The 22,733-nt window shown below is 56.4% G+C and carries 19 protein-coding genes and 1 riboswitch; of the genes, 15 read left to right on the forward strand and 4 right to left on the reverse strand.

Features of this window, described 5'->3' with window-relative positions; all coding sequences use genetic code 11:
* Nucleotides 1-138 precede the first annotated feature (138 nt).
* The 6 genes from JOE09_RS09885 (at nt 139) to JOE09_RS09910 (ending at nt 6,404) form a co-directional block, all read left to right on the forward strand.
* Nucleotides 139-1,203: an ABC transporter substrate-binding protein gene (locus JOE09_RS09885; RefSeq protein WP_205065651.1), complete on the forward strand. Its 1,065-nt coding sequence runs from the start codon at nt 139-141 to the stop codon at nt 1,201-1,203.
* A gap of 9 nt (nt 1,204-1,212) precedes the next feature.
* Nucleotides 1,213-2,028: an alkaline phosphatase family protein gene (locus tag JOE09_RS09890; RefSeq protein ID WP_205065652.1), complete on the forward strand. Its 816-nt coding sequence runs from the start codon at nt 1,213-1,215 to the stop codon at nt 2,026-2,028.
* The gene (locus JOE09_RS09895) at nt 2,025-2,867 is read left to right on the forward strand and encodes an ABC transporter permease (RefSeq protein WP_105595786.1); all 843 of its coding nucleotides are present in this window, start codon (nt 2,025-2,027) and stop codon (nt 2,865-2,867) included. The genes JOE09_RS09890 and JOE09_RS09895 overlap by 4 nt, the downstream gene beginning before the upstream one ends.
* 13 nt (nt 2,868-2,880) lie before the next feature.
* Nucleotides 2,881-3,666 (forward strand): ABC transporter permease, encoded by a 786-nt coding sequence (locus tag JOE09_RS09900; protein ID WP_205065653.1) that lies wholly within the window; start codon nt 2,881-2,883, stop codon nt 3,664-3,666.
* Nucleotides 3,667-3,668: 2 nt separating this feature from the next.
* On the forward strand, nt 3,669-4,661 hold the full coding sequence (locus tag JOE09_RS09905; protein ID WP_205065654.1) for an ABC transporter ATP-binding protein: 993 nt from the start codon (nt 3,669-3,671) through the stop codon (nt 4,659-4,661).
* Nucleotides 4,662-4,778: 117 nt separating this feature from the next.
* The gene (locus tag JOE09_RS09910) at nt 4,779-6,404 is read left to right on the forward strand and encodes a sodium-dependent inorganic phosphate transporter (protein ID WP_205065655.1); all 1,626 of its coding nucleotides are present in this window, start codon (nt 4,779-4,781) and stop codon (nt 6,402-6,404) included.
* 312 nt (nt 6,405-6,716) lie between these two features.
* Here the strand turns inward: JOE09_RS09910 and panS are convergent, their stop codons facing one another.
* Nucleotides 6,717-7,643, reverse strand: coding sequence for a ketopantoate/pantoate/pantothenate transporter PanS (gene panS / locus JOE09_RS09915; RefSeq protein WP_205065656.1), 927 nt, complete (start codon nt 7,641-7,643; stop codon nt 6,717-6,719).
* Nucleotides 7,644-7,889: 246 nt separating this feature from the next.
* Nucleotides 7,890-9,242 (reverse strand): lysine-sensitive aspartokinase 3, encoded by a 1,353-nt coding sequence (gene lysC, locus JOE09_RS09920; protein ID WP_105595821.1) that lies wholly within the window; start codon nt 9,240-9,242, stop codon nt 7,890-7,892.
* Nucleotides 9,243-9,334: 92 nt separating this feature from the next.
* Nucleotides 9,335-9,527, reverse strand: a riboswitch (Lysine riboswitch).
* Between the two features lie 391 nt (nt 9,528-9,918).
* Here lysC and pgi point away from each other — a divergent pair.
* The 9 genes from pgi (at nt 9,919) to psiE (ending at nt 20,187) form a co-directional block, all read left to right on the forward strand.
* On the forward strand, nt 9,919-11,562 hold the full coding sequence (pgi, locus tag JOE09_RS09925) for a glucose-6-phosphate isomerase (RefSeq protein WP_105595822.1): 1,644 nt from the start codon (nt 9,919-9,921) through the stop codon (nt 11,560-11,562).
* A 550-nt stretch (nt 11,563-12,112) separates the two neighbouring features.
* Nucleotides 12,113-12,394 carry an exopolysaccharide production protein YjbE gene (yjbE, locus tag JOE09_RS09930; protein ID WP_205065657.1) on the forward strand — a complete coding sequence of 94 codons (282 nt, stop codon included), beginning with the start codon at nt 12,113-12,115 and terminating at the stop codon, nt 12,392-12,394.
* 75 nt (nt 12,395-12,469) lie between these two features.
* Nucleotides 12,470-13,117, forward strand: a complete 648-nt coding sequence (locus tag JOE09_RS09935) for a YjbF family lipoprotein (RefSeq protein ID WP_205065658.1) — start codon at nt 12,470-12,472, stop codon at nt 13,115-13,117.
* Nucleotides 13,114-13,869 (forward strand): capsule biosynthesis GfcC D2 domain-containing protein, encoded by a 756-nt coding sequence (locus tag JOE09_RS09940; protein ID WP_205065659.1) that lies wholly within the window; start codon nt 13,114-13,116, stop codon nt 13,867-13,869. Before JOE09_RS09935 ends, JOE09_RS09940 begins: the two co-directional genes overlap by 4 nt.
* Entirely contained in the window at nt 13,869-15,962 is a 2,094-nt protein-coding gene (locus JOE09_RS09945) for a YjbH domain-containing protein (protein ID WP_205065660.1), read from the forward strand. Before JOE09_RS09940 ends, JOE09_RS09945 begins: the two co-directional genes overlap by 1 nt.
* A 202-nt stretch (nt 15,963-16,164) precedes the next feature.
* Nucleotides 16,165-17,028 carry a hypothetical protein gene (locus tag JOE09_RS09950; protein ID WP_205065661.1) on the forward strand — a complete coding sequence of 288 codons (864 nt, stop codon included), beginning with the start codon at nt 16,165-16,167 and terminating at the stop codon, nt 17,026-17,028.
* 37 nt (nt 17,029-17,065) lie between these two features.
* Nucleotides 17,066-18,253 (forward strand): cysteine desulfurase family protein, encoded by a 1,188-nt coding sequence (locus JOE09_RS09955; RefSeq protein WP_205065662.1) that lies wholly within the window; start codon nt 17,066-17,068, stop codon nt 18,251-18,253.
* A gap of 74 nt (nt 18,254-18,327) precedes the next feature.
* Entirely contained in the window at nt 18,328-19,671 is a 1,344-nt protein-coding gene (locus JOE09_RS09960; protein ID WP_205065663.1) for a pyridoxal phosphate-dependent aminotransferase, read from the forward strand.
* Between the two features lie 99 nt (nt 19,672-19,770).
* Nucleotides 19,771-20,187: a phosphate-starvation-inducible protein PsiE gene (gene psiE, locus JOE09_RS09965; RefSeq protein ID WP_105592313.1), complete on the forward strand. Its 417-nt coding sequence runs from the start codon at nt 19,771-19,773 to the stop codon at nt 20,185-20,187.
* A 79-nt stretch (nt 20,188-20,266) separates the two neighbouring features.
* Here the strand turns inward: psiE and malG are convergent, their stop codons facing one another.
* Nucleotides 20,267-21,157 carry a maltose ABC transporter permease MalG gene (gene malG, locus JOE09_RS09970; protein WP_105592312.1) on the reverse strand — a complete coding sequence of 297 codons (891 nt, stop codon included), beginning with the start codon at nt 21,155-21,157 and terminating at the stop codon, nt 20,267-20,269.
* A gap of 8 nt (nt 21,158-21,165) precedes the next feature.
* Complete coding sequence (gene malF, locus JOE09_RS09975) at nt 21,166-22,698, reverse strand: maltose ABC transporter permease MalF (RefSeq protein WP_205065664.1); 1,533 nt, start codon at nt 22,696-22,698, stop codon at nt 21,166-21,168.
* Between the last annotated feature and the right edge of the window lie 35 nt (nt 22,699-22,733).

The raw sequence follows: 22,733 nt of genomic DNA on the forward strand, positions 1-22,733 counted from the left end.
CGATCCTGGCAGGTGTTGCTGGTCTAGTCCACAGCCAGCGCGCGCTGTCATAAAACATTCACTGTACCAGGTTAGATTGGCTCGGTTCTTGCTGGACTAGTCCAGAAGGCCATTAACCCTATCACCTGGAGCATTAGTATGAAATCTTTGTTCGCATCCGTGTTAGCCAGTGCCATCGTTGTGTCGTTTTCGGCCAGCAGCTGGGCTGCCGACGCCGATCTGGCGGCGCTTGAAAAATCCGCCCGTGCGGAAGGTCAGGTCAACAGCGTCGGTATGCCCGACAGCTGGGCTAACTGGAAAGGCACCTGGGAAGATATCACCAGCAAGTACGGGATTAAACACAGCGACACCGACATGTCTTCCGCGCAGGAAATTGCCAAATTCGCCGCTGAGAAAAGCAATGCCAGCGCCGATATCGGTGACGTGGGCGCTTCATTTGGCCCGCTGGCCGTGCAGAAGGGCGTAACCCAACCGTACAAACCGAGCACCTGGGATCAAATCCCTGACTGGGCGAAGGATAAAGACGGCCACTGGGCGCTGGCCTATACCGGCACCATCGCTTTCATCATCAATAAAGACCAGGTGAAGGATATCCCGCACAGCTGGGCTGACCTGAAAAAAGGCAAATACGTTGTCACCATCGGCGACGTCGGCATCGCGGCACAGGCGGCGAACGGCGTGCTGGCGGCAAGCTACGCGCTGGGCGGTAACGAGAAGAACCTGAAACCGGCGCTGGACTTCTTCAGCGATCTGGCGAAAGAAGGTCGTCTGGGCGTGACCGATCCGGTGATTGCCAATATCGAAAAAGGCGAAATTCAGGTGGCCGTGGTCTGGGACTTCAACGGTCTGAACTACCGTGACCAGATTGACCGCAGCCGCTTTGAAGTGGTGATCCCGTCCGACGGTTCCATCACCTCCGGCTACACCACCATCATCAACAAATTCGCTAAACACCCGAACGCCGCCAAGCTGGCGCGTGAATACATCTTCTCCGACGCCGGTCAGATCAACCTGGCTCGCGGCTACGCGCGCCCGATCCGCGCCGAGCATCTGACCCTGCCGGAAGACGTGCAGGCCAAGCTGCTGCCGTCAAGCGAGTATAAAAACGCGCATCCGATTGCCGACCAGGCCGCCTGGGATAACGCATCGAAAGCGCTGCCGCGTATGTGGCAGGAAAACGTCATCATTAACATGAAGCAATAAGGTCACAAGATGAAAACGATTCTGGTAGTGCTGGACGGGCTGAATTTTCAGGTTGCACGTGATGCAATGGGCTATCTTCATGCGGAATGTGCGCAGGGTAACGGGCAGCGCTACCAGATCACCTGCGAGCTGCCGTCGCTCTCGCGCCCGCTGTATGAGTGCATCCTCACCGGCATTACGCCGGTGAAAAGCGGCATTATTCACAACGGCGTCAGTCGCCTGAGCACGCAGCAAAGCATATTTCACTATGCCCGTGAGGGCGGCCTGACCACCGCGGCGGCCGCCTATCACTGGGTCAGCGAGCTGTACAACCGCACGCCGTTTGTCCCCGCCCGCGATCGCCATACGGCAGACAGCGATCTGCCGATTCAGTATGGCCACTTTTACTCGGATGACGTTTATCCCGATTCGCACCTGTTTGAAGACGCCGAAAGCCTGCGGCTGAACCATCAGCCCGACTTTCTGCTGATCCACCCAATGAACATTGACGACACCGGGCACAAGCACGGTTTCTCTTCCCCTCAGTACCGCAACCGCGCGCGGATGGCCGACGGCTATCTGTCGCAGTGGATGCCGGAGTGGCTGCGCCAGGGCTATCAGGTGATCGTCACCGCCGACCACGGTATGAACGATGACCGCAGCCACGGCGGCACCCTGCCGGAAGAAACGCAGGTACCGCTGTTCGTCTTCGGTTCCGCGTTTTCCCTGCGTGAAGACGCCGCGCCGAAGCAAACCGAGCTGTGCGGCACGGTGTGTCAGATCCTCGGCGTGCAGCACGATAAGCCGGTCTGTGCGCCGCTGCTGCGCTCGGGGGAGCTGGCATGACGAAAGGAAAGGGGCTTGCGCTGCTTTGCCTGCTGCCGTTTGCGGTGTTCTATATCGCGTTTCAGATAGCACCGCTGGTCTGGATTGCGGTTAACAGTTTCTACAGCGAAATGAACGAGGCCTGGGGATGGGCCAACTATACCGACATCCTCACCTCAACGTTTTACCAGCAGGCGATACGCTTCTCGCTGGATATCTCATTCTGGTCGAGCGTGTATGGCCTGATCATCGCGCTGCTGGGCGGCTATTCGCTGCACCAGCTCGGCGGCGGCAGGCTGCACCGTTTTCTGATGTCCTTTACCAACATGACCAGCAACTTTGCCGGCGTGCCGCTGGCGTTTGCCTTCGTGATCCTGCTCGGCCTGAACGGCTGCCTGACGCTGCTGATGCGTAAATACGAAATCATGCAGGGCTTTAAGCTCTACTCCACCGACGGGCTGATTGTGGTTTACACCTGGTTCCAGATCCCGCTGGGCATTCTGCTGCTCTATCCGGCGTTTGACGGGCTGAAAAAGGAGTGGCAGGAGTCGGCCGCGCTGCTCGGTGCCAGCCGCTGGCGCTACTGGCGGCACATCGGCCTGCCGGTAATGGCTCCGGCGCTGGTGGGCACCTTCGTGATTCTGCTGGCGAACGCCCTGGGTGCCTACGCTACGATTTATGCGCTGACCACCGGCAACTATAACGTTATTCCGGTGCGTATCGCGGCGCTGGTCTCCGGCGACGTTTCGCTCGACCCTAATATGGGCAGCGCGCTGGCGATGCTGCTGGTGGTGCTGATGTCGATCATCACCGTGGTTCATCAGTGGCTGGTGCGCCGCAGCTACCAGTACGCGCGCTAAGGCAGGAGGAACAATGTCGAAAAGTGAATACGTTTATCACCGGATTATCGTCTGGCTGGTGTTTATCATCCTCGCGCTGCCGCTGGTGGCCACACTGTTCTACGCACTGGCCACCCGCTGGGGCGCAACGATTCTGCCCGACGGCTTAACCCTCAAGTGGCTGATTCAGCTGTGGAGCGATCCGCGTTTCCTCGTCGCGCTTGGGCATTCGCTGCTGATTTGCCTGGGATCGCTGCTGTTCTCGCTGCTGCTGGTGCTGCCGACGATGTTTGTGATCGCTTACTACTTCCCGAAACTCGACGCAGTAATGAATATCCTGATCCTGCTGCCGTTTGCTATTCCGCCGGTAGTCTCTTCGGTTGGGCTGCTGCAGCTTTACTCATCGCCGCCGCTCATGCTGACCGGCACGCCGTGGATTCTGATTGGCTGCTACTTCACCATCGCGCTGCCGTTTATCTACCGCGCCATCGCCAACAATATGCAGGCGATTAACCTGCGCGAACTGATCGATGCCGCGCATCTGCTGGGTGCCAGCACCTGGCAGGCCGCGCTGCTGGTGGTGCTGCCTAACCTGCGCAAAGGGGCGACGATTGCCGTGCTGCTGTCGTTCTCCTTCCTGATCGGTGAGTTTGTCTTCGCTAACCTGCTGGTCGGTACCAGCTATGAAACGCTACAGGTTTACCTCTATAACGTGCGCAACAGCAGTGGGCATTTCAGTAGCGCGCTGGTGATCTCCTATTTCGTCGTTGTCCTGCTGGTCACCTGGCTGGCCAATACCCTGAATCGTGAACGAGGCTGAAGATGTCGTATTTAACTGTGACCCAACTGAATAAGAGCTATGGCCCGACCAGCATCTTTCAGGATATTGAATTCAGCGCGGAAGAGGGCGAACTGGTAACGCTGCTGGGGCCCAGCGGCTGTGGTAAATCGACGCTGCTGCGCTGCATCGCCGGGCTGACCAGCGTCGACAGCGGCCGCATTCTGCTGAAGGGCGAGGATATTGTGCCGGTCACGCCGCAGAAGCGGGCCATCGGCATGGTGTTCCAGAGCTACGCGCTGTTCCCGAATATGACCGTGGAGCGCAACGTCGCGTTTGGTCTGAAAATGCAAAAACTGCCCGCCGCCGAGATCCAGCAGCGGGTGGCGGACGCGCTGGAGCTGGTGGAGCTGAAGGATTTTGCCCGCCGCTACCCGCATCAGCTCTCCGGCGGCCAGTGTCAGCGTGTGGCGCTGGCGCGTTCGCTGGTCACGCGTCCACGCCTGCTGCTGCTGGACGAACCGCTGTCTGCGCTGGATGCGCGTATCCGTCGCCATCTGCGCGATCAGATCCGTCGTATTCAGCAGGAGCTGAATCTGACTACGCTGTTCGTCACCCACGATCAGGAAGAGGCGCTGACGATGTCCGACCGGATTGTGCTGATGAACAAAGGCAAAATTGTGCAGAGCGGCAACGCCGAGGCACTTTACACCCAGCCCGCCGATCTGTTCGCCGCCGGATTTATGGGCAACTACAATCTGCTCAGCCCCGAACAGGCATTGCAGCTGACCGGCCAGCGGTTCAGTGGTCAGGTGGCCATCCGCCCCGAATCGATGATGCTGTGCCCGCCAGACCAGGGGATACCGGCATCGATTATCAGTCATAGCCTGCTGGGCAACGTCATTCGCTACCGGGTTCAGGCCGGCGACGTTGAGCTGCTGGTGGATGTGCTGAACCGCTCGGTGGACGATTTACATCCGGCGGGTTATCAGGTGGGGCTGGTGCTGGATAAGCATACGATGCGGGAAGTTGCCTGATATCACGCTGATAAAAAAGATTTTTTCTGTATATCGGCTAAACTTACCGCTGTGAGATGCAAAGTGAGCTCGGCTTTGCGTTTGATAATGGTACAGAAGTTGTGAGGTCGATATCCGGTGTTAACCCTGTTAAATCTTCTTTCTGCCGTGGCGCTGCTGGTGTGGGGAACCCACATTGTGCGTACCGGCATCATGCGCGTTTACGGTGCCGATTTGCGTCGGGTGCTCAGCCGTAGCGTAGAAAAAAAACCGATGGCGTTTCTCGCCGGGATCGGCGTCACCGCGCTGGTTCAGAGCAGCAATGCGACCACGCTGCTGGTGACGTCCTTTGTCGCCCAGAATCTTGTTGGGCTGACGCCTGCACTGGTGGTCATTCTCGGCGCGGACGTCGGGACGGCGCTGATGGCCCGTATTCTGACCTTCGATCTTTCCTGGCTGTCACCGCTGTTTATCTTCTTTGGCGTGGTATTTTTCCTCGGCCGCAAGCAGACTCGCGCCGGCCAACTTGGCCGTGCCAGCATTGGCCTTGGGTTAATCCTGCTGGCGCTACAGCTGATCGTGGCCGCCGCCGCGCCGATCACCCAGGCGTCCGGGGTGAAAGTGCTGTTCTCTTCGCTGACCGGTGATGTGATGCTGGATGCGCTAATCGGCGCGGTGTTTGCCATTATCAGCTACTCCAGCCTGGCGGCAGTGCTGATCACCGCCACGCTGACCGCCACCGGCGTGATTTCGTTTAAGGTGGCGCTGTGCCTGGTGATCGGGGCCAACCTCGGCAGCGGGCTGCTGGCGATGCTGAACAACAGTACTTCAAACGCCGCCGGGAAACGCGTGGCTCTCGGCAGCCTGCTGTTTAAATTTATCGGCTCGCTGATGGTGCTGCCGTTTGTCGATCTGCTGGCAGAGTGGCTGGCGAAACTGCCGGTCAGTGATGAAGAGCTGGTGATTTTCTTCCACGTTTTCTACAACCTGATCCGCTGCCTGATTATGGTGCCGTTCGCCGAACCGATGGCCGCACTCTGTAAACGGCTGATCCGCGAAGAGCCTGAAAACGACCTGCGGCTGAAGCCGAAGCATCTTGATACCAGCTCGCTGGATACCCCGGCGCTGGCGCTGGCGAATGCCGCCCGTGAAACCCTGCGAATGGGGGATGTACTTGAGCAGATGCTGGCGACCTTCGGCAAGGTGATTCACGGCGAGCTGCGAGAGGATCGGGAGATCCGCAGACTGGATGACGATGTCGACGTGCTGTACACGGCGATCAAGCTTTATCTGGCGCAGATGCCGAAGGAAGACCTGCCGGAAGAGGATTCGCGGCGCTGGGCGGAAATCATTGAGATGGCGCTGAACCTGGAACAGTCCGGGGATATTCTGGAACGTATGAGTGGCGATGTGGCGGATAAATCGCTTGCCGCGAGGCGGGCGTTCTCCGTTGAAGGGATGCAGGAGCTGGACGCGCAGCTTGAACTGCTCACCAGCAATCTGCGCCTCAGCCTGTCGGTGTTCCTCTCCCGCGATTTGACCAGCGCTAAACGTCTGCGCCGATCTAAACATCGTTTCCGCATCACCAACCGCCGCTATTCCCATGCGCACGTCGACCGTCTGCACCAGCATAACGTGCAGAGTATCGAAACCAGTTCGCTGCACCTGGGGCTGCTGGGCGATATGAAGCGACTGAACTCGCTGTTCTGTGCGGTGGCCTACAGCGTGCTGGAACAGGCGGATGATGATAAAGACGATGAGTGATATCGCTGCTCGATCGGTGTCTGGGAGCGCTGCACGTTTGGTGTCTAGCGTAGTCGGTGCCGGGTTGGTGTCGCGGGAATATCGTCGTCTGGCGTATCGGTGCCGGGCGGGTTCGCGGACTTGGCGTGAACACGTCCGTGTGGCCTCGATTCGCGCGTCCCTGCGCTCAACGGTCCGCGAACCCGCCCGTCACCGATTGCCCGTGGATCAGGAAGGCGCTGTAGGTTAAAAACCGTAACGGTCGCCCGGGCACGGAAGCGAAGCGACTAAATCTCCCTCCACGGTCTTCCGGGCCACCAATGCAAAGCCGAATTACGGCTTCTTCTTATCCTTAATCGCCTTACCCGACCAGTAACCGGCCAGCAGTGAACCGGACAGGTTGTGCCAGACCGAGAACAGCGCGCCCGGCAGTGCTGCCAGCGGGGAGAAGTACAGCTTGCCGAGCGTGGCCGCCAGGCCGGAGTTCTGCATGCCCACTTCCAGCGCCAGCGTACGGCAGGTGGACTCATCGAAGCCAAACAGCTTGCCGCCCCAGTAGCCGCCCAGCAGGCCAATGGCGTTATGCAGGATCACCGCGATAATCACGACCAGGCCGACCGAACCAATAAAGCTCTGGCTGCCCGCTACCACCGCGCTGATAATCAGCAGAATACAGACCATCGAAAACGCCGGCAGGTACGGCTCCACGCGCTTCACTAATCTGTTCATGGTGTGGTGAATAATCAGACCCAGGCCAATCGGCACCACCACGATTTTCACGATGCTGAGCAGCATGCCCACGACATCAACCTGAATATGCGTATCAACGTAGAACTTGGTCAGCAGCGGGGTGGCAAACACGCCAACCAGCGCGGAGACGGAAGAGATGGTTACCGACAGCGCCACATCGCCCTTTGCCAGATAGATCATCACGTTTGACGCCGTACCGCTCGCCACGCTGCCCACCAGGATCATCCCGGCAGAAAGATCGGGTGGCATATTAAATAATTTTGCCAGCGCCCATGCCGCCAGCGGCATCACCAGATAGTGCAGGAAGGTTCCGGCGATGACCGGTGCCGGGCGGGTCAGCACGCGCTTAAAATCATCCACGTTCAGCGTCACGCCCATACCAAACATAATCAGCATCAGCAGGTAAGTGACGTAAGGCCCGATGCCGGTAAAGGTGGTCGGCGTGTAATAGGCGGCGACGGAGAGCAGGACTGCCCAGAGGGGGAACAGTCGGGTAACAGTAGCAAGCATAGAAAAGCATCCTTTTAACCCCTTGATCTCCACAGCAGCTCTGGCGGTATAAGCCGATTCAAAAACCGGCAGCGATGTTCCGCCAGCCGTCGCTGAAAGGAGAGTGGGGCGTTTAATGTTGTGTTATTTAACTGAAAATTTGCCATAGCACAGCCGTATTTACCGGAACGAGGAAATTACGACCCGCCGCATCATAGCATCAAAAAAAAGGAGTGTCGGGCCAGCTGCGACTGGCCCGATGAGAGGTTACTCGAACAGATTGCGGTGCAGCGCCTGCACCACTTGTTCAGCGTCCTGGCCCGGCACCAGGAAGCACAGGTTATAGCTGCTGGCACCGTAGCAGATCAGGCGCAGGCTAAACGGTTCCAGCACGCTGAAGACGTCTTTACCGACGCCGCAGGCTTTGGACAGCTCGTTACCGATAATAGCCACCAGGGCCAGATTCTCTTCCACTTCCACGCGGCACAGCGAGGAAAGCTCGGTCAGCAGCGCCTGCGTCAGCAGGCTGTCGCCGGTTGAGGTAGAACCGGTGGTGTCCAGCGTCAGCGCCACGCTCACTTCTGAGGTGGTGATCAGATCAACGGAGATATTGTGACGCGCCAGAATGTTAAACACCTCGGCGAGGAAACCGCGTGCGTGCAGCATATTCAGGCTGGTCAGGGTCAGCAGAGTCTGCTTGCGGCGCAGCGCCAGCGCGCGGAACAGCGGTGGATTTTCGGTTTTATTGCTCACCATGGTGCCGCCCGCGGACGGATCTTTGCTGGAGCCAACAAATACCGGAATATCACTGCGCACCGCAGGCAGCAGCGTGGCCGGATGCAGGATTTTCGCACCGAAGGTGGCCATCTCTGAGGCTTCTTCGAAGGTAATCACATCAATGCGTTTCGCAGCGGGCACCACACGCGGATCGGTGGTGTAGATACCCGGAACGTCGGTCCAGATATCCACGCGGCCAGCGTGCAGCGCTTCGCCCAGCAGCGCAGCGGTATAGTCGCTGCCGCCGCGGCCCAGGGTGGTGGTCCGGCCTTTTTCTTCGCTACCGATAAAGCCCTGGGTGACGATCAGCGCTTCGGCAATACGCGGTTTAAGTTGTGCAGCTGCCAGCTCGGCAAGCGTGGCCACTTCCGGTTCGGCGCGGCCAAAGCGGTCGGTGGTACGCATCACTTTACGTACGTCAAACCACTGAGCGGTGACTTCACGCTCACGCAGAATTTCCACGAACAGCAGGGTCGACATCAGCTCGCCGTGGCTGACCAGCTCATCGGTCAGAGCGGCAGAAGTCGCCAGCGCGGCACCTTCGGCCAGCGTAGCAATATTGTCCAGCATGCGGTCGATCTCTTCACGGATCACCTGGCTCTGCTTCAGTTCATCCAGAATGGCGTACTGAATACGACGAATATCGTCCAACAGCGCGGCGCGCTGCTCCAGCGGCTGGCCTTCAGCCAGAGCAACTAAAAGATTGGTTACGCCCGCAGAGGCGGAAAGGACCACCAGACGAACGTCAGGATTGGATAACACCACATCGGCGCTGCGGTTCATAGCGGCAAAGTCGGCAACGCTGGTGCCGCCAAATTTTGCCACAATTAAATTCTGGGACATGACTATGACTACCTCGTGACAGGTTTTAACTTTCAGCCTTGGCACAAGGAAAGAGCAGAAACGGGTCAGACGTAGAAAGGGACAACTACGAGTCACCCAGAAGCGCTCCACCTTGCGGCACGTTCGACTGCGAACGTTACAGGTGACAACTCAGAGGATTCAGCCCCTGCAGTCGATACGCCCCACTCCGCGTGGTTAATACCTCGGCGTCGCTCCCCCTGATGTGTAATCAATGGATACGGGTCCTCACACACACTGCCTGGGCGACGCGCCTCTTCTGGCTTGCGCGCACATGCACGCGTTTTCAGGCGTGTAGAAATATCGGGTTATGGCGCTGGTGTCAACGCCGGGAGGCTGATGATTATTCATTTTCCTTATTACCCCAGTCGTATCAATCTTACTAATCATCCGTGGCGAAAAAAACGCCGCCTGTTGGCACCATCGATGTTTATAAGCACGGTACGGGCTGTAAATTTTTTTCTTTCATCGTCATACTGAAATGCTTAGTGTGAATCATCCTCACCGACAGAATGCGAAATAGCGCCCGGGCAAACCGCAGTTTTTCCGCTGTTGATAGCCGAAACCTGTTACAGGAAAAGGGGGAGTCGATCCCCGCAAACAGGTACGATGTTGTCCGGTCTGATTTACGATTCTTAAATAAAAAGAGTGTGTTGCTATGAAAAATATCAATCCGACACAAACCGCTGCCTGGCAGGCACTGCAGCAGCATTTTGAACAAATGAAAGACGTTCAGATTGCTGACCTTTTCGCCAGGGACAACAACCGGTTTGCCGCGTTTTCCGCTACCTTCGACGACCAGATGCTGGTCGACTTCTCCAAGAACCGCATTACCGCTGAAACACTCAGCAAGCTGCAGGCGCTGGCAAAAGAAACCGAACTGCAGGACGCGATCAAATCGATGTTCTCCGGTGAGAAAATCAACCGCACCGAAGATCGCGCCGTACTGCACGTTGCCCTGCGTAACCGCAGCAACACCCCGATCGTGGTAGATGGCAAAGATGTGATGCCGGAAGTGAACGCGGTGCTGGCGAAGATGAAAAGCTTCTCCGAGCGCATTATTAGTGGCGAGTGGAAAGGCTTCACCGGTAAGGCGATCACCGACGTGGTGAATATCGGCATCGGCGGTTCTGACCTGGGGCCATTTATGGCGACCGAAGCGCTGCGTCCGTATAAAAATCATCTGACCATGCACTTCGTTTCCAACGTGGACGGCACGCATATCGCCGAAACGCTGAAAGGCCTGAGCCCGGAAACCACGCTGTTCCTCGTGGCGTCTAAAACCTTCACCACCCAGGAAACCATGACCAACGCCCACAGCGCGCGCGACTGGTTCCTGACTTCCGGCGAGCAGGGCGACGTGGCGAAGCACTTCGCGGCGCTGTCGACTAACGGCCAGGCGGTGGCGGAGTTCGGTATTGATACCGACAACATGTTTGAGTTCTGGGACTGGGTTGGCGGACGCTACTCACTGTGGTCGGCGATCGGCCTGTCGATTGTGCTGTCTATCGGCTTCGATAACTTCGAGAAGCTGCTGAGCGGTGCGCACGCTATGGACCGCCACTTCGCCGATACCCCGGTGGAGAAAAACCTGCCGGTGCTGCTGGCGCTGATTGGTATCTGGTACAACAACTTCTTCGGCGCTGAAACCGAAGCGATTCTGCCGTACGACCAGTATATGCACCGTTTTGCTGCCTACTTCCAGCAGGGCAATATGGAGTCCAACGGTAAGTACGTTGACCGCAGCGGTAACCCGGTTTCCTACCAGACCGGCCCAATTATCTGGGGCGAGCCGGGTACCAACGGCCAGCACGCGTTCTACCAGCTGATCCACCAGGGCACCAAGATTGTTCCGTGTGACTTTATCGCTCCGGCGATCTCGCATAACAAACTGGGCGATCACCACAGCAAGCTGCTGTCTAACTTCTTTGCACAGACCGAAGCGCTGGCGTTTGGTAAGTCGCGTGATGTGGTGGAGAAAGAGTTCGCCGATGCCGGTAAAGCCGCCAGCGCCGTTGAGCATGTGGTTCCGTTCAAAGTGTTTGAAGGTAACCGCCCAACCAACTCCATCCTGCTGCGTGAAATCACCCCGTACAGCCTGGGTGCGCTAATTGCCCTGTATGAGCACAAGATCTTTACTCAGGGCGCTATCCTGAACATCTTCAGCTTCGATCAGTGGGGCGTGGAGCTGGGTAAACAGCTGGCGAACCGTATTCTGCCAGAGCTGGAAGATGGTAAAGACGTTAACAGCCACGACAGTTCGACTAATGGCCTGATTAACCGCTATAAATCCTGGCGTTAATTTTCGCTCTGAGAGCTGAAACCCCCGATAGTTCGGGGGTTTTTTTACTGTTTATCGCCAGCCTGCTCTGCGCCGGCATTACTGCCATACCCACCCGTAACGCCGACAACCTCGATTTTTACCTCTCATCTACCCTGAGGTTTTTCCTGAAAACACTGAAAGTTCATCTTTAGTGGGTGAGATTAATCCTAAAAAAATCGAGTAAAAATCTATTACTTCGCTGAATTTCATAAGAAAAAAATGACAATAACGCCATGATTTAAAACATTTTTGTTTCTCTTTGTCGTGTTTGAAAATACGATATTACACTATGCGCGTGTTTTAACGGCATAATGCTGATTTTTACTACAAACCAGAATTATATTCTGTGATATGCACTTGATGGCATGTTGCATAATTGAAAATATCTTTTTAATTGTAATCCAAGTGTAAAAAACTATTTTTTCAATACCTGGAAGGGGCGCTGATTTCTGGGAGTTATTTCCCCATAATGAAGATGCCAGGAACCATCCAGGCCCTGGTGTCCATTCATTAGTGAAGGGAAAGTGTAATGAAAAAAGTCTTATGTGCTACTGCAGCCATACTGTACTTAGCAACCGCTTCAGCTGCTTTCGCCGCTCCTGGCGATGTTGCTGCAACGACAACTGCTACTGATACCACCGGCGGCACTGCTGCTGGTGTTGAAGCGGCAGCACTGTCTGCGGGCGCATCTACTGCCATCGGTATCGGTGCGGTAGCGGCGTTTGCAGGTGTTGCGCTGGCTGCGTCAGGCGGCGGCGATGGTTCCAACACTGGAACCACGACCACCACGACCACCAGCACCACTCGCTAAGTATCACCATTAATCATAACCACACGAAAGTGTGGTTATTTTCAGATTGCTTTCTTTAGCTCAGGGATCCCACTGGTGCGAAACCTACCATTGCTGCTGCTTTGCCTGTTGCTTCAGGCCTGTACACAAACTCAAAAGGGATTGGGTGAAACCTTTAAGCTGGCTTTTCTCGGCGAAGACGACATCCAGTTAACCAATCAACAGATCGCCAATATCCCCTACGCCAGTATGTATCTGCGCCTTAACGGCGGTCAGCAGATCTTCGTTGTGATGGGCTTTAACGAGAATGGCCAGCAGAAATGGATCACCCAGGACCGCGCAACGGTGGTGACGGAAAATGGTCGTCTGGTGAAAACCCTGGGCCTGGCGGATAACCTCAATGAGGTGACCAATCTGCAACAGGACCCGCTGCGCGATGCGCTGCGCCTGACGGACGGCGCCAGCTGGACACGTGTGCTCAGCTGGACGGAAAAAGGTCAGCTGCGTACCGGCACGGCGGTCTCCCACTTCACTCGTCTGAAAGATGAAGTTCTGCAACTGGGCGGCCGTCAGGTTGCCAGCCGCGTCTGGCAGGAAGAGGTCGAGCTGACGGAGAGTGGTAAAACCTGGCGCAATACCTTCTGGGTGGATACCTCCAGCGGACAGGTACGCCAGGCCGTGCAAATGTTGGGAGCGGACTACTTCCCTGTGGCAACCACTATTCTGAAGCCTGCGAAATCATGAAAAAAATCACAACTCTTCTCGCAGGGATAGTGGCATCGCTGTCGCTGCAGGCACTGGCGGACAGCCAGGTCACGGTGTTTTATCCGGGGCAGTCGCAAACTGCCGTCGTCAGCCATGCGGAAAATCTGGCGCAGCTGGTGGAAAGCCCGGCCCTTCAGGGAAAAACCTGGTGGCCCGGTACGGTCATCGGTGAAAAGCTGGCCACGGCGGTCGCACTGCGTCAGCAGCAGGAGGTGGTCGCTCGCTTACAGGCATGGCGCGATAACCTGCGCAGCGATAACGATCTGGCAGAAGCCGCGGTGGTAGAAAATGTCCGCCAGCAGATTGCCTCGCTGAAGGTGACCGGCCGCCAGCTGGTGAACCTCGATCCTGACTGGGTACGCACCCAACCACAGGCCAATCGTCGTCTGGCGGGAGAATACAGCGTTTATACCGTGGCTAAGCCAACCTCGGTCAGGCTGGCCGGTGCCGTTGATGGCGCGGGCACCACGCCGTGGGTTGCCGGACGCCCGGTGGCGGATTACCTCGACTCACGCGCCCATCAGAGCGGCGCAGAGCGCAATGTGGCGCTGGTGATCTCCCCTGCTGGTGAGGTGACTGAGGTTCCCGTTGCCTACTGGAATCGTCGCCACGTCGAGCTGGCGGCGGGCAGCACAATCTTTATTGGTTTCTCATCCTGGGCGCTGCCGAGCGACCTTGCCGACCTTAACCAGCAGATCGTTTCTGTTTTGACGCACCGGATCCCTGACTGATGAAAAAACGTTATCTTCTCAGCCTGCTTTCATTTTCCGTCGCCTGTGCCTGCCAGGTTCAGGCGGCTTCCTATCCCGAACCGGTTGGGCCTTCACAGTCCGATTTCGGTGGCATTGGCCTGCTGCAGGTGCCGACGGCGCGTATGGCCAAAGAGGGCGAGTTCAGCCTGAACTACCGCTATAACGACCAGTACCGCTTTTACTCCACCTCGCTGCAGCTGTTCCCGTGGCTGGAAACGACCATCCGCTATACCGATGTGCGTACCCGCAAGTACAGTTCGTACGAAGACTTCAGCGGGAGCCAAACCTATAAAGATAAAGCCTTCGATCTGAAGCTGCGTCTGTGGGAAGAGGGCTTCTGGCTGCCGGAAGTGTCGGTGGGTAAACGCGATATCGGCGGCACCGGCCTGTTTGACAGCGAATACGTGGTGGGCACCAAGGCCTGGGGGCCGTTTGATTTCACTCTCGGCGTCGGCTGGGGCTACCTCGGCAACAGCGGCAACGTCACCAACCCGTTCTGTAAAGCCAGTGAAAAATACTGCTATCGTTCCGACGGCAACCGTACGCCGGGCGCGTTAAGCCTGGGCGATTCCTTTAAAGGCCCGATGGCGGTGTTCGGCGGTATTGAATACCAGACGCCGTGGCAGCCCCTGCGCCTGAAAATGGAGTATGAAGGTAACGATTATCAGGGCGATTTTGCCGGCAAGCTGGAGCAGAGAAGCAAGGTTAACGTCGGCGCCATCTACCGTATTACCGACTGGGCGGACGTTAACGTCAGCTACGAGCGCGGCAATACCTTTATGGCCGGCTTCACCCTGCGTACCAATTTTAACGAGCTGACTCAGCCGCACCTTGATACGCCCAAGAAGACCTACGAGCCGCAGCCGCAGGGCCGCTTCCTCGACTCGACGGTGACCGCCAGCCAGCTGACCGACCTGAAGTACAACGCCGGCTTTGAAGCACCGCATATTCAGCTGAAGGGCGATACGCTGTACGCCAGCGGTGAGCAGACGAAGTACCGTGATAATCAGGAGGCGGTTGAGCGCGCTAACGTCATTCTGGCCAATCATCTGCCGGAAGGCGTGAAGACCATTGAGCTGACCGAACAGCGCTATCATATGCCGCAGGTGACCACCAAAACCGACGTGGCCAGCCTGCAGCGTCAGCTGGAAGGCTACCCGCTGGGCCGTGAAGAGACGCTGCAGCAGCAGCGAATCAACCCGGTTGCGCCGGAACGCACCGAGCAGGGCTACTTTATCGACGGTCGTCGCTTTGACTACAGCCTGTCACCGGTGCTTAACCAGTCGTTTGGTGGACCGGAAAGCTTCTATATGTATCAGATCGGGGTCTCTGCCGGCGCCAATCTGTGGGTCACCGACCACCTGCTGCTTGACGGCAGCCTGTTCTTTAACGTGGCGAACAACTACGACAGATTCAACTATACGCAGTCTGGTGGAAATTCACCTCTGCCTCGCGTACGTACCCAGATTCGTCAGTACGTTGAAAACGACGTTTACGTGAACAACCTGCAGGCTAACTACATGCACTACCTGGGCGGTGATTTCTACGGCCAGGTGTACGGTGGTTATCTGGAAACAATGTTCGGCGGTGCCGGTGGTGAGCTGCTGTATCGTCCGCTGGACTCCAGCTGGGCGGTGGGCGTGGATGCCAACTACGTTAAGCAGCGTGACTGGGACAATATGATGAAGTTTACCGACTACAGTGCGAAAGTCGGCAACCTCACCGTCTACTGGCAGCCAACGTTTATGGATCAGGTGCTGGTGAAAGCCAGCGTCGGCCAGTACCTCGCCGAGGATAAAGGCGTGACGCTGGATGTTTCCAAACAGTTCGACAGCGGCGTCAGAGCGGGCGTCTATGCCACCAAGACCAACGTATCGTCAGAAGACTACGGCGAGGGTGACTTCACCAAGGGCTTCTATATCTCGGTGCCGATGGATCTGTTCAGCATCCGTCCAACCCGCAGCCGCGCGAATATCAACTGGACACCGTTGACGCGTGACGGCGGCCAGCAGCTGGGACGTAAATACGAGCTGTACGATATGACCACCGATCGCGATCGCAACTTCCACTAGTTGCACACGAGATCGTAACGAGGGCCGTCATCAGACGGCCCTTTTTTTTATCCAGAATCACCTTAGAAATTGGATTTAGTTCTATAGACCCTCCCCTAAGGTCAGGGTTTATATTCTTGATAAATCCGTTACAGGATTTATTAATTGAAAGATGAATGGGATTCTCTTTTTTATATCAATGTTATTGATAAAGGTAATTACCATGAAATTAACTGAGGCTGCTCTCGGAAATGTGGGAAAACACTTGATTGATATTATCAATCTTGATGTCGTCAACCAGAATCCTGAAATACCGCTGTTCTATCTTGAGGGCGGGCATTTCGATCCCCGTTATAGCCTGACTGATTTTTCTAAAAATTCCCTTAGCCTGGCCATTGGTATTGCTAATAATATTATTATCAAGCATAAAAAGGACATTAAGGTGGCGTTGGGAATATTAATCGACGATTTAGGTTTACAATGTGGAGCAGAGGTATGTGAAATATCACCCCTCCCATCTGAAATGGATACCGAACAGCGTTTAGCCGGTGAACTTCCAGAAGGAATTGAAAGTATTCTCGCCGCCAGTCGCATTGTTAAGCGCGACCGACTTTTTGTGCAGGGGGAGCGGACCTGTAAAAATAGGGGGATACAGTCACTACGAAAAATCCTAATGCAGCACCAGGTTTCTCCTTTTTCACATCTTGATATCGAAGCGGATAATCAGGCCGAAAAGATCTATTTCATCAATGAGAAAAACCAGCGTGTCCTTCTTGCAGAGTCAAAATCTAAAGAGACCTGGATAGCAAAATGTCCGGTGATCATGGCTCAGCATTATAGTGATGTTTACCATAAGGTGATCGGTCAAAATCCGCAGGTACATTCGGTACATATTATCGATTTTTCCGAAACGGACGACTATAACAAAGTGATCAATGGTGCCAGCGTCGCGGCAAAATTATTTTTGCATCAAAATGACAGTGCGATGAAAGAGGTGAAAATTACCAATATATTTCTCTCCCCGTTTGATGAAAATGACTTTCTTATTCACTCCACATCAAATGCCATGGGCGTAGCGGCAATATAATTAATTCAATTACCCTGTAACCGGATGGAGAGAAATAATGATACCCCCCCATAAAACACCCGTCTATCTTGACTACAATGCGACAACGCCCTGCGATCCCGAGGTCGTCAATGAGATGCTGCCGTATTTCTCCGGCAACTTTGGTAATGCAGCCAGCCTGTCCAGCTACCACGGTTTTAAAGCGCACCAGGCGGTAGAGAAAAGCCGCGATCGAATCGCCGCGCTGCTGGGTGCAGAGAGCAGCGAAATTATCTTCACCTCCGGTGCCACCGAGAGTAACAATCTGGCGCTGCGCAGCGTCTACAGCGCGCTGAGTGAGCAGGGAAACCACATCATTTCCTCCTCAATCGAGCACCCTGCGGTGCTGGCAACGCTGAAAGATCTGGAGAAGCAGGGCGTCCGGGTCTCTCTCATTCCGCCGCTGCCGAACGGCAGTTTTGATATCGAGGCGATGCGGGCGCTGATTTCACCCGAAACCATTCTGATTTGCGTGATGTATGCCAATAATGAAACCGGAGTGATCAACCCGATTGAAGAAATATCGGCAGTAGCCAGGCAACATCAAATCCTGTTGATGTCCGATGCGACTCAGGCCATCGGTAAGCTGCCGATAAACCTGCAAAAAATCCCTGTTGATATCCTGACCGGATCGGCACATAAAATTTATGGCCCGAAAGGCGTGGGGCTGTTTTATCTGCGCCATCGTCACGGCAAAAAGGTGATTGATATCCAGCCGCAGATCACCGGCGGGCACGGGGAGCAGGGCATGCGTGGCGGCACGCTGAATGTGACCGGCATTGTGGGCTTTGGTAAGGCCGCCGAGCTGGCAGCACAGGAGCTTGAACAGGGACTGACGACGACAGCGCGACAGCGAGATCGCCTGGAAAACGCCCTGCTGGCGCTGGGTCATATTCAGGTTAACGGGGCAGGTAGCCAACGCCTGGCGCACGTTTCCAACCTCTCTTTCCGCCACGTTGACGGCGGCAAGCTCCTTAAGTTACTCAAGAACACGCTGACGATCAGTACGGGCTCTGCCTGCACCTCCAGCAGCCTGTCCCCCAGCCACGTCTTAACCGCTCTGGGATTATCTGACGAGCTGGCGCAGTCCACTCTGCGTTTCAGCCTCGGTCGTGACACCACCGAAGAAGAAATCGACTTCGCCATCGCGGAGGTCCGTCGGGTGACGAAGCTTATCGAGGACGTGTCGGTGGATCATCCGGCCTGATACGGGTTTCGTATTTGTCTCCCCGTGATTCCTCCCCGCCGGGGTTGATCTTTTCTCTTACTGAGTACAATTTTATGTCCTGGAACGCCGCACTAAACGACGCCGTGACATCGGCTGCGCAGCCTTCGCCGCCGGGTGAACATCCGGCATCATCGCACCGCCTTTCCCGCGTTGCTGAACGTCTCGATTATTCAGATATTATTAAGCTGGCCTCTTACGTTCAGCAGCAGACCTCTGCCGGTAAAGACATTTGCGATCTGATTATTGGTGACTTCGATACGCACTATTTCCCGCTGCCCGCCGCACTGAAACGGGCGATACATCAGGCCTATGACGACGGCCAAAATGACTATCCACCGCTTGAAGGCGTGCTGCCGCTGCGCGAAGCGGTGGCCCGGCTGGCTAACACGCATCTCGGCTGTGACTACGATCCCGCCACTGAAATTGTCGTGTCAGGCGGATCGCGCCCGCTGCTCTATCTGGCGCTACTGGCACTGGCCGATCCGGGGGAGAAGGTTCTCTATCCCGCCCCGTCGTGGAATAACGTCTACTACGCCACGCTGTGCGGTGCGCACGGAATTGCGGTGGAAACCCATCAGGAAAATCAGTTTCTACCGACCGCGGAAGAACTCGCGCCGTATCTCAGCGATGCCCGCGTGCTTTCACTCTGCTCGCCGCAAAACCCACCCGGCACCATGTTTACCCGCGAAGCGCTGGAGGCGATTTGCGACCTCGCGATGGCAGAAAATGAACGTCGGCGTCGCTGCCAGCAAAAGCCGCTGTTTATCATCTTCGATCAGGTGTACTGGATGCTGACCTGTCAAACGCGGCAACATCATCATCCGGTAGAACTTCGGCCCGAGCTGAAGCCGTATACGCTGATTGTGGACGGCGGCTCCAAAGCCTTTGCGGCCACCGGCGTCAGGGTCGGCTGGGGAATGGGACCGGCCGACGTGATCGACAGAATCACGCTGATGATTGAGCATATAGGTGCCATCGCACCCAAGGCGGAGCAGCTGGCGACGGCGGCGCTGCTCAGCGATCATCGGCGGCTGTTCGATCATCTTGATGTTTTCAAAGCGCGTATTCTGCAGTCGCTACAGCTGCTGCATCAGGGCGTGCAGCAGTTAAAAAGCGCAGGGCTACCGGTTGATTCGATCGAACCGATGGGGGGGATTTACCTGTCCATTCAGTTCAATGTGATAGGCAGGGTGACGCCGCAGGGGACGAGACTGGACAGTGCAGCCGCAGTCAGCCGCTATCTGATCGATGAGGCAGGCTTTGCCCTGGTGCCGTTCAGCTTCTTCGGCATGTCTGGGCAAATCTGCTGGTTCCGCGCTGCGGTGTGCGCCGTGCTGCCTGAACAGATTGAGAGCGCCTTACCCCGACTGCGCAGCGCGCTGGCTGCGCTGAAGTAAGGGATAGCGGTTCTCGGTATCTTGTGATCTACATCACACTAAAGCATAGTGTTATCTGTCGGCATATCCGACAGATAACAACTATTTAGAGGTGTGAACATGACTCCCCCCGTAAAAAATACTCCGGCCACCCGCCTGGCCTTTGCCCTGCAGATGGTGCTGAACGCCGGTCTGATTGCGCTGGCCGTTATCCTGGTGATCTTTCTCGGTAAGGAGACGATTCACCTGGCGAATGTCCTGCTGAACACCGGGGAGCAGACGTCTTCGTATCTGCTGATTGAAGGCATTGTGATCTATTTTCTCTATTTCGAGTTTATCGCGCTGATCGTGAAGTACTTCCAGTCGGGCTACCATTTTCCGCTGCGTTACTTTGTCTATATCGGCATTACTGCGATTATCCGCCTGATCATCGTTGACCATAAAAACCCGTTTGATACCCTGGCCTACTGCCTGGCGATTCTGATTCTGGTGATCACCCTGTGGCTGGCGAACAGCAATCGCCTGAAGCGCGAATAAAAAAAACAGGCGGCCGTTTGGCCGCCTGAAACACAGGATATAACGAAGCAAGAACAGCAGCAGTGGCAAATAAATCGGACTAACCCTTCACGCCCCCGGCGGTTAAACCGTTAACCAGCCAGCGCTGGGCGATAATAAACACCAGAGTAATCGGCAGCGCCGACAGCACGGCGGCCGCGGCAAAATCACCCCATAAATAGTTCTGCGGATTGAGATACTGCTGCATTCCCACTGCCAGCGTGTAGCTGTTCACGTCGCGCAACAGCAGCGACGCCACCGGCACTTCGGTAACGGCCGCAATAAACGACAGAATAAACACCACCGCCAGAATCGGCACCGACAGCGGCAGCAGGATTAGACGGAACGCCTGCCACGGCGTGGCACCGTCAAGCGCGGCAGCTTCTTCCAGCGAACCGTCAATCGTTTCAAAATAGCCCTTAATCGTCCACACGTGCAGCGCAATGCCGCCGAGATAGGCGAAAATCAGCCCCGCGTGGGTATTCAGCCCGATAAACGGCAGATACTGCCCCAGCCTGTCGAATAGCGCATAGAGCGCTACCAGCGACAGCACCGCCGGAAACATCTGGAAAATCAGCATCCCTTTCAGCAGGCTGGACTTGCCGCGAAAGCGCATACGGGCAAAGGCGTAGGCGCAGGTCGTAGAAAGGGCAACGATGCCTACTGCGCTGATGGCTGCCACCTTGATTGAATTCCACAGCCACAGCAGCACCGGAAACGGCGGCGGCGTCACGCTACCATTTTCATGCACCACCGGGATGCCGAGCGCCAGCTTCCAGTGATCCCAGGAAATATGCTCCGGCAGCAGCGAGCCGATCGCGTAATTCCCCGGGCGCAGCGAGATGGCCAGCACCATCAGCAGCGGATACATAATGATGGCCACAAAGCTCAGCAGCAGCAGATGGCTGAGCAGCAGGCGCAGCTTCTGTGATTTAGGTTGTACGATAGCCATGTTTTACCTCAGTCGACTTTGATGCGGGTGGCTTTCAGATTCAGCACGGCCAGTCCGCCTACCAGCAGGAAAATCAGCGTGGCAATCGCCGCCGCCAGGCCGAAGTCCTGCCCGCCGCCGCCCTCAAAGGCGATGCGCCAGGTATAGCTGACCAGCAGGTCGGTATAGCCCGCCGGCGTGGTGGTGCCAAGACGGTCCGGCCCGCCGTTGGTCAGCAGCTGGATCAGCACGAAGTTATTAAAGTTAAAGGCGAAGCTGGCGATCATCAGCGGTGCCAGCGGCTTCAGCAGCAGCGGCAGCGTGATGCGGAAGAAATTCTGCACGGTGGTGGCACCGTCCAGCGCCGATGCCTCATACAGATCGTCCGGTATCGCCTTCAGCAGCCCCATACAGAGGATCATCATGTACGGATAACCGAGCCAGGTATTGACCACCACCAGCATGCTGCGCGCCAGCGTCGGGTCGCTGAACCAGGCCGGCTTCAGGCCAAACAGGGCGTTAAGCATGATATTGATTTCGCCGAAGCTTTGGTTAAACAGCCCCTTGAAAATCAGGATAGAGATAAAGGCCGGTACCGCGTAGGGCAGGATCAGCAGCAGGCGATACACCGCACGCCCCTTCAATGCCTCCCACTGCATCAGACAGGCCAGCACCATCCCGACAGCCGTGGTCAGGATCACCGTCAGCAGCGCGAATACCACCGTCCAGATAAAGATGCCGATAAACGGCTTCTGGATGCCGTCGTCGGTCATCACCCGCAGGAAGTTTTTCCAGCCGATGCTTACCGTATAGCCCGGACTGAGACGTTCGCCGCTCCACTGCTGGTTAGCATCTTTCGCCTGATAGAAACCCACCTCATCGTTCGGCCAGTAAACCGTGCCGGTTTGCTGATTGGTCAGGCTGCCGTCCGCCGCCAGCTTATACAGCGGCTGCGTACCGGAGAACTGACGCAGCGAGCTCATCCGCACGCTGCTGCCGTCGGGCAGGGTGGCGGTAATCAGACCCAGCGCCTGGCGGTTTTGCGTCACCACGCGCAGCATCGCGCGCTCGCCCTGCGGGGCTTCAGCGCTCTCTTTCAGCGCCAGGGTTTGTGGATTTTTATCGTCAAAGCTGAACGGTTCGGAGAGAAAGCCGGGCTTACCGTCGGCGGTCAGCTGCAGGACCCACTGGCTGCCCTGCGGCCACAGATTAAAGTTATAGCGTTCTCCCGCCTGATACTGGCGGTCCAGCAGCACCGTCTGCGCCCGTTCAAAGGTCAGCTGATTGGTACTGCTATAGTTGGTAAAGGAGATGGCGATGGTCGCCGCCAGCGGGAAGAGGACAAACAGCGCCATCCCTGCCAGCCCCGGATAGACATAACGCCAGGCCGTGGCCCGACGCTGAGCAAAAATCACCAGCCCAACGCTGAGTACAATCAGCGTCAGCGCGGCGAACAACACTTCACCCTGCGCATACATCAGCACCACGAGGTAGCCGGTAAACAGCGCAAACAGGGTAACGATCAGCCACTTCAGGCCATGCTTACCGGCAACGTTCGCCATAGAAATTCCTTACAGCAGCGGCGGGCGCTTCCGCC

Source organism: Pantoea coffeiphila (assembly GCF_016909495.1).
Classification (GTDB): Bacteria; Pseudomonadota; Gammaproteobacteria; order Enterobacterales; family Enterobacteriaceae; genus Erwinia; species Erwinia coffeiphila.

What these genes read in the sequence shown, in the direction of transcription:
- JOE09_RS09885 (WP_205065651.1), top strand. Translation starts at nt 139, where the DNA reads ATGAAATCTTTGTTCGCATCCGTGTTAGCCAGTGCCATCGTTGTGTCG.
- JOE09_RS09890 (WP_205065652.1), top strand. Translation starts at nt 1,213, where the DNA reads ATGAAAACGATTCTGGTAGTGCTGGACGGGCTGAATTTTCAGGTTGCA.
- JOE09_RS09895 (WP_105595786.1), top strand. Translation starts at nt 2,025, where the DNA reads ATGACGAAAGGAAAGGGGCTTGCGCTGCTTTGCCTGCTGCCGTTTGCG.
- JOE09_RS09900 (WP_205065653.1), top strand. Translation starts at nt 2,881, where the DNA reads ATGTCGAAAAGTGAATACGTTTATCACCGGATTATCGTCTGGCTGGTG.
- JOE09_RS09905 (WP_205065654.1), top strand. Translation starts at nt 3,669, where the DNA reads ATGTCGTATTTAACTGTGACCCAACTGAATAAGAGCTATGGCCCGACC.
- panS (WP_205065656.1), bottom strand. Translation starts at nt 7,643, where the DNA reads ATGCTTGCTACTGTTACCCGACTGTTCCCCCTCTGGGCAGTCCTGCTC.
- lysC (WP_105595821.1), bottom strand. Translation starts at nt 9,242, where the DNA reads ATGTCCCAGAATTTAATTGTGGCAAAATTTGGCGGCACCAGCGTTGCC.
- pgi (WP_105595822.1), top strand. Translation starts at nt 9,919, where the DNA reads ATGAAAAATATCAATCCGACACAAACCGCTGCCTGGCAGGCACTGCAG.
- yjbE (WP_205065657.1), top strand. Translation starts at nt 12,113, where the DNA reads ATGAAAAAAGTCTTATGTGCTACTGCAGCCATACTGTACTTAGCAACC.
- JOE09_RS09940 (WP_205065659.1), top strand. Translation starts at nt 13,114, where the DNA reads ATGAAAAAAATCACAACTCTTCTCGCAGGGATAGTGGCATCGCTGTCG.
- JOE09_RS09945 (WP_205065660.1), top strand. Translation starts at nt 13,869, where the DNA reads ATGAAAAAACGTTATCTTCTCAGCCTGCTTTCATTTTCCGTCGCCTGT.
- JOE09_RS09950 (WP_205065661.1), top strand. Translation starts at nt 16,165, where the DNA reads ATGAAATTAACTGAGGCTGCTCTCGGAAATGTGGGAAAACACTTGATT.
- JOE09_RS09955 (WP_205065662.1), top strand. Translation starts at nt 17,066, where the DNA reads ATGATACCCCCCCATAAAACACCCGTCTATCTTGACTACAATGCGACA.
- JOE09_RS09960 (WP_205065663.1), top strand. Translation starts at nt 18,328, where the DNA reads ATGTCCTGGAACGCCGCACTAAACGACGCCGTGACATCGGCTGCGCAG.
- psiE (WP_105592313.1), top strand. Translation starts at nt 19,771, where the DNA reads ATGACTCCCCCCGTAAAAAATACTCCGGCCACCCGCCTGGCCTTTGCC.
- malG (WP_105592312.1), bottom strand. Translation starts at nt 21,157, where the DNA reads ATGGCTATCGTACAACCTAAATCACAGAAGCTGCGCCTGCTGCTCAGC.
- malF (WP_205065664.1), bottom strand. Translation starts at nt 22,698, where the DNA reads ATGGCGAACGTTGCCGGTAAGCATGGCCTGAAGTGGCTGATCGTTACC.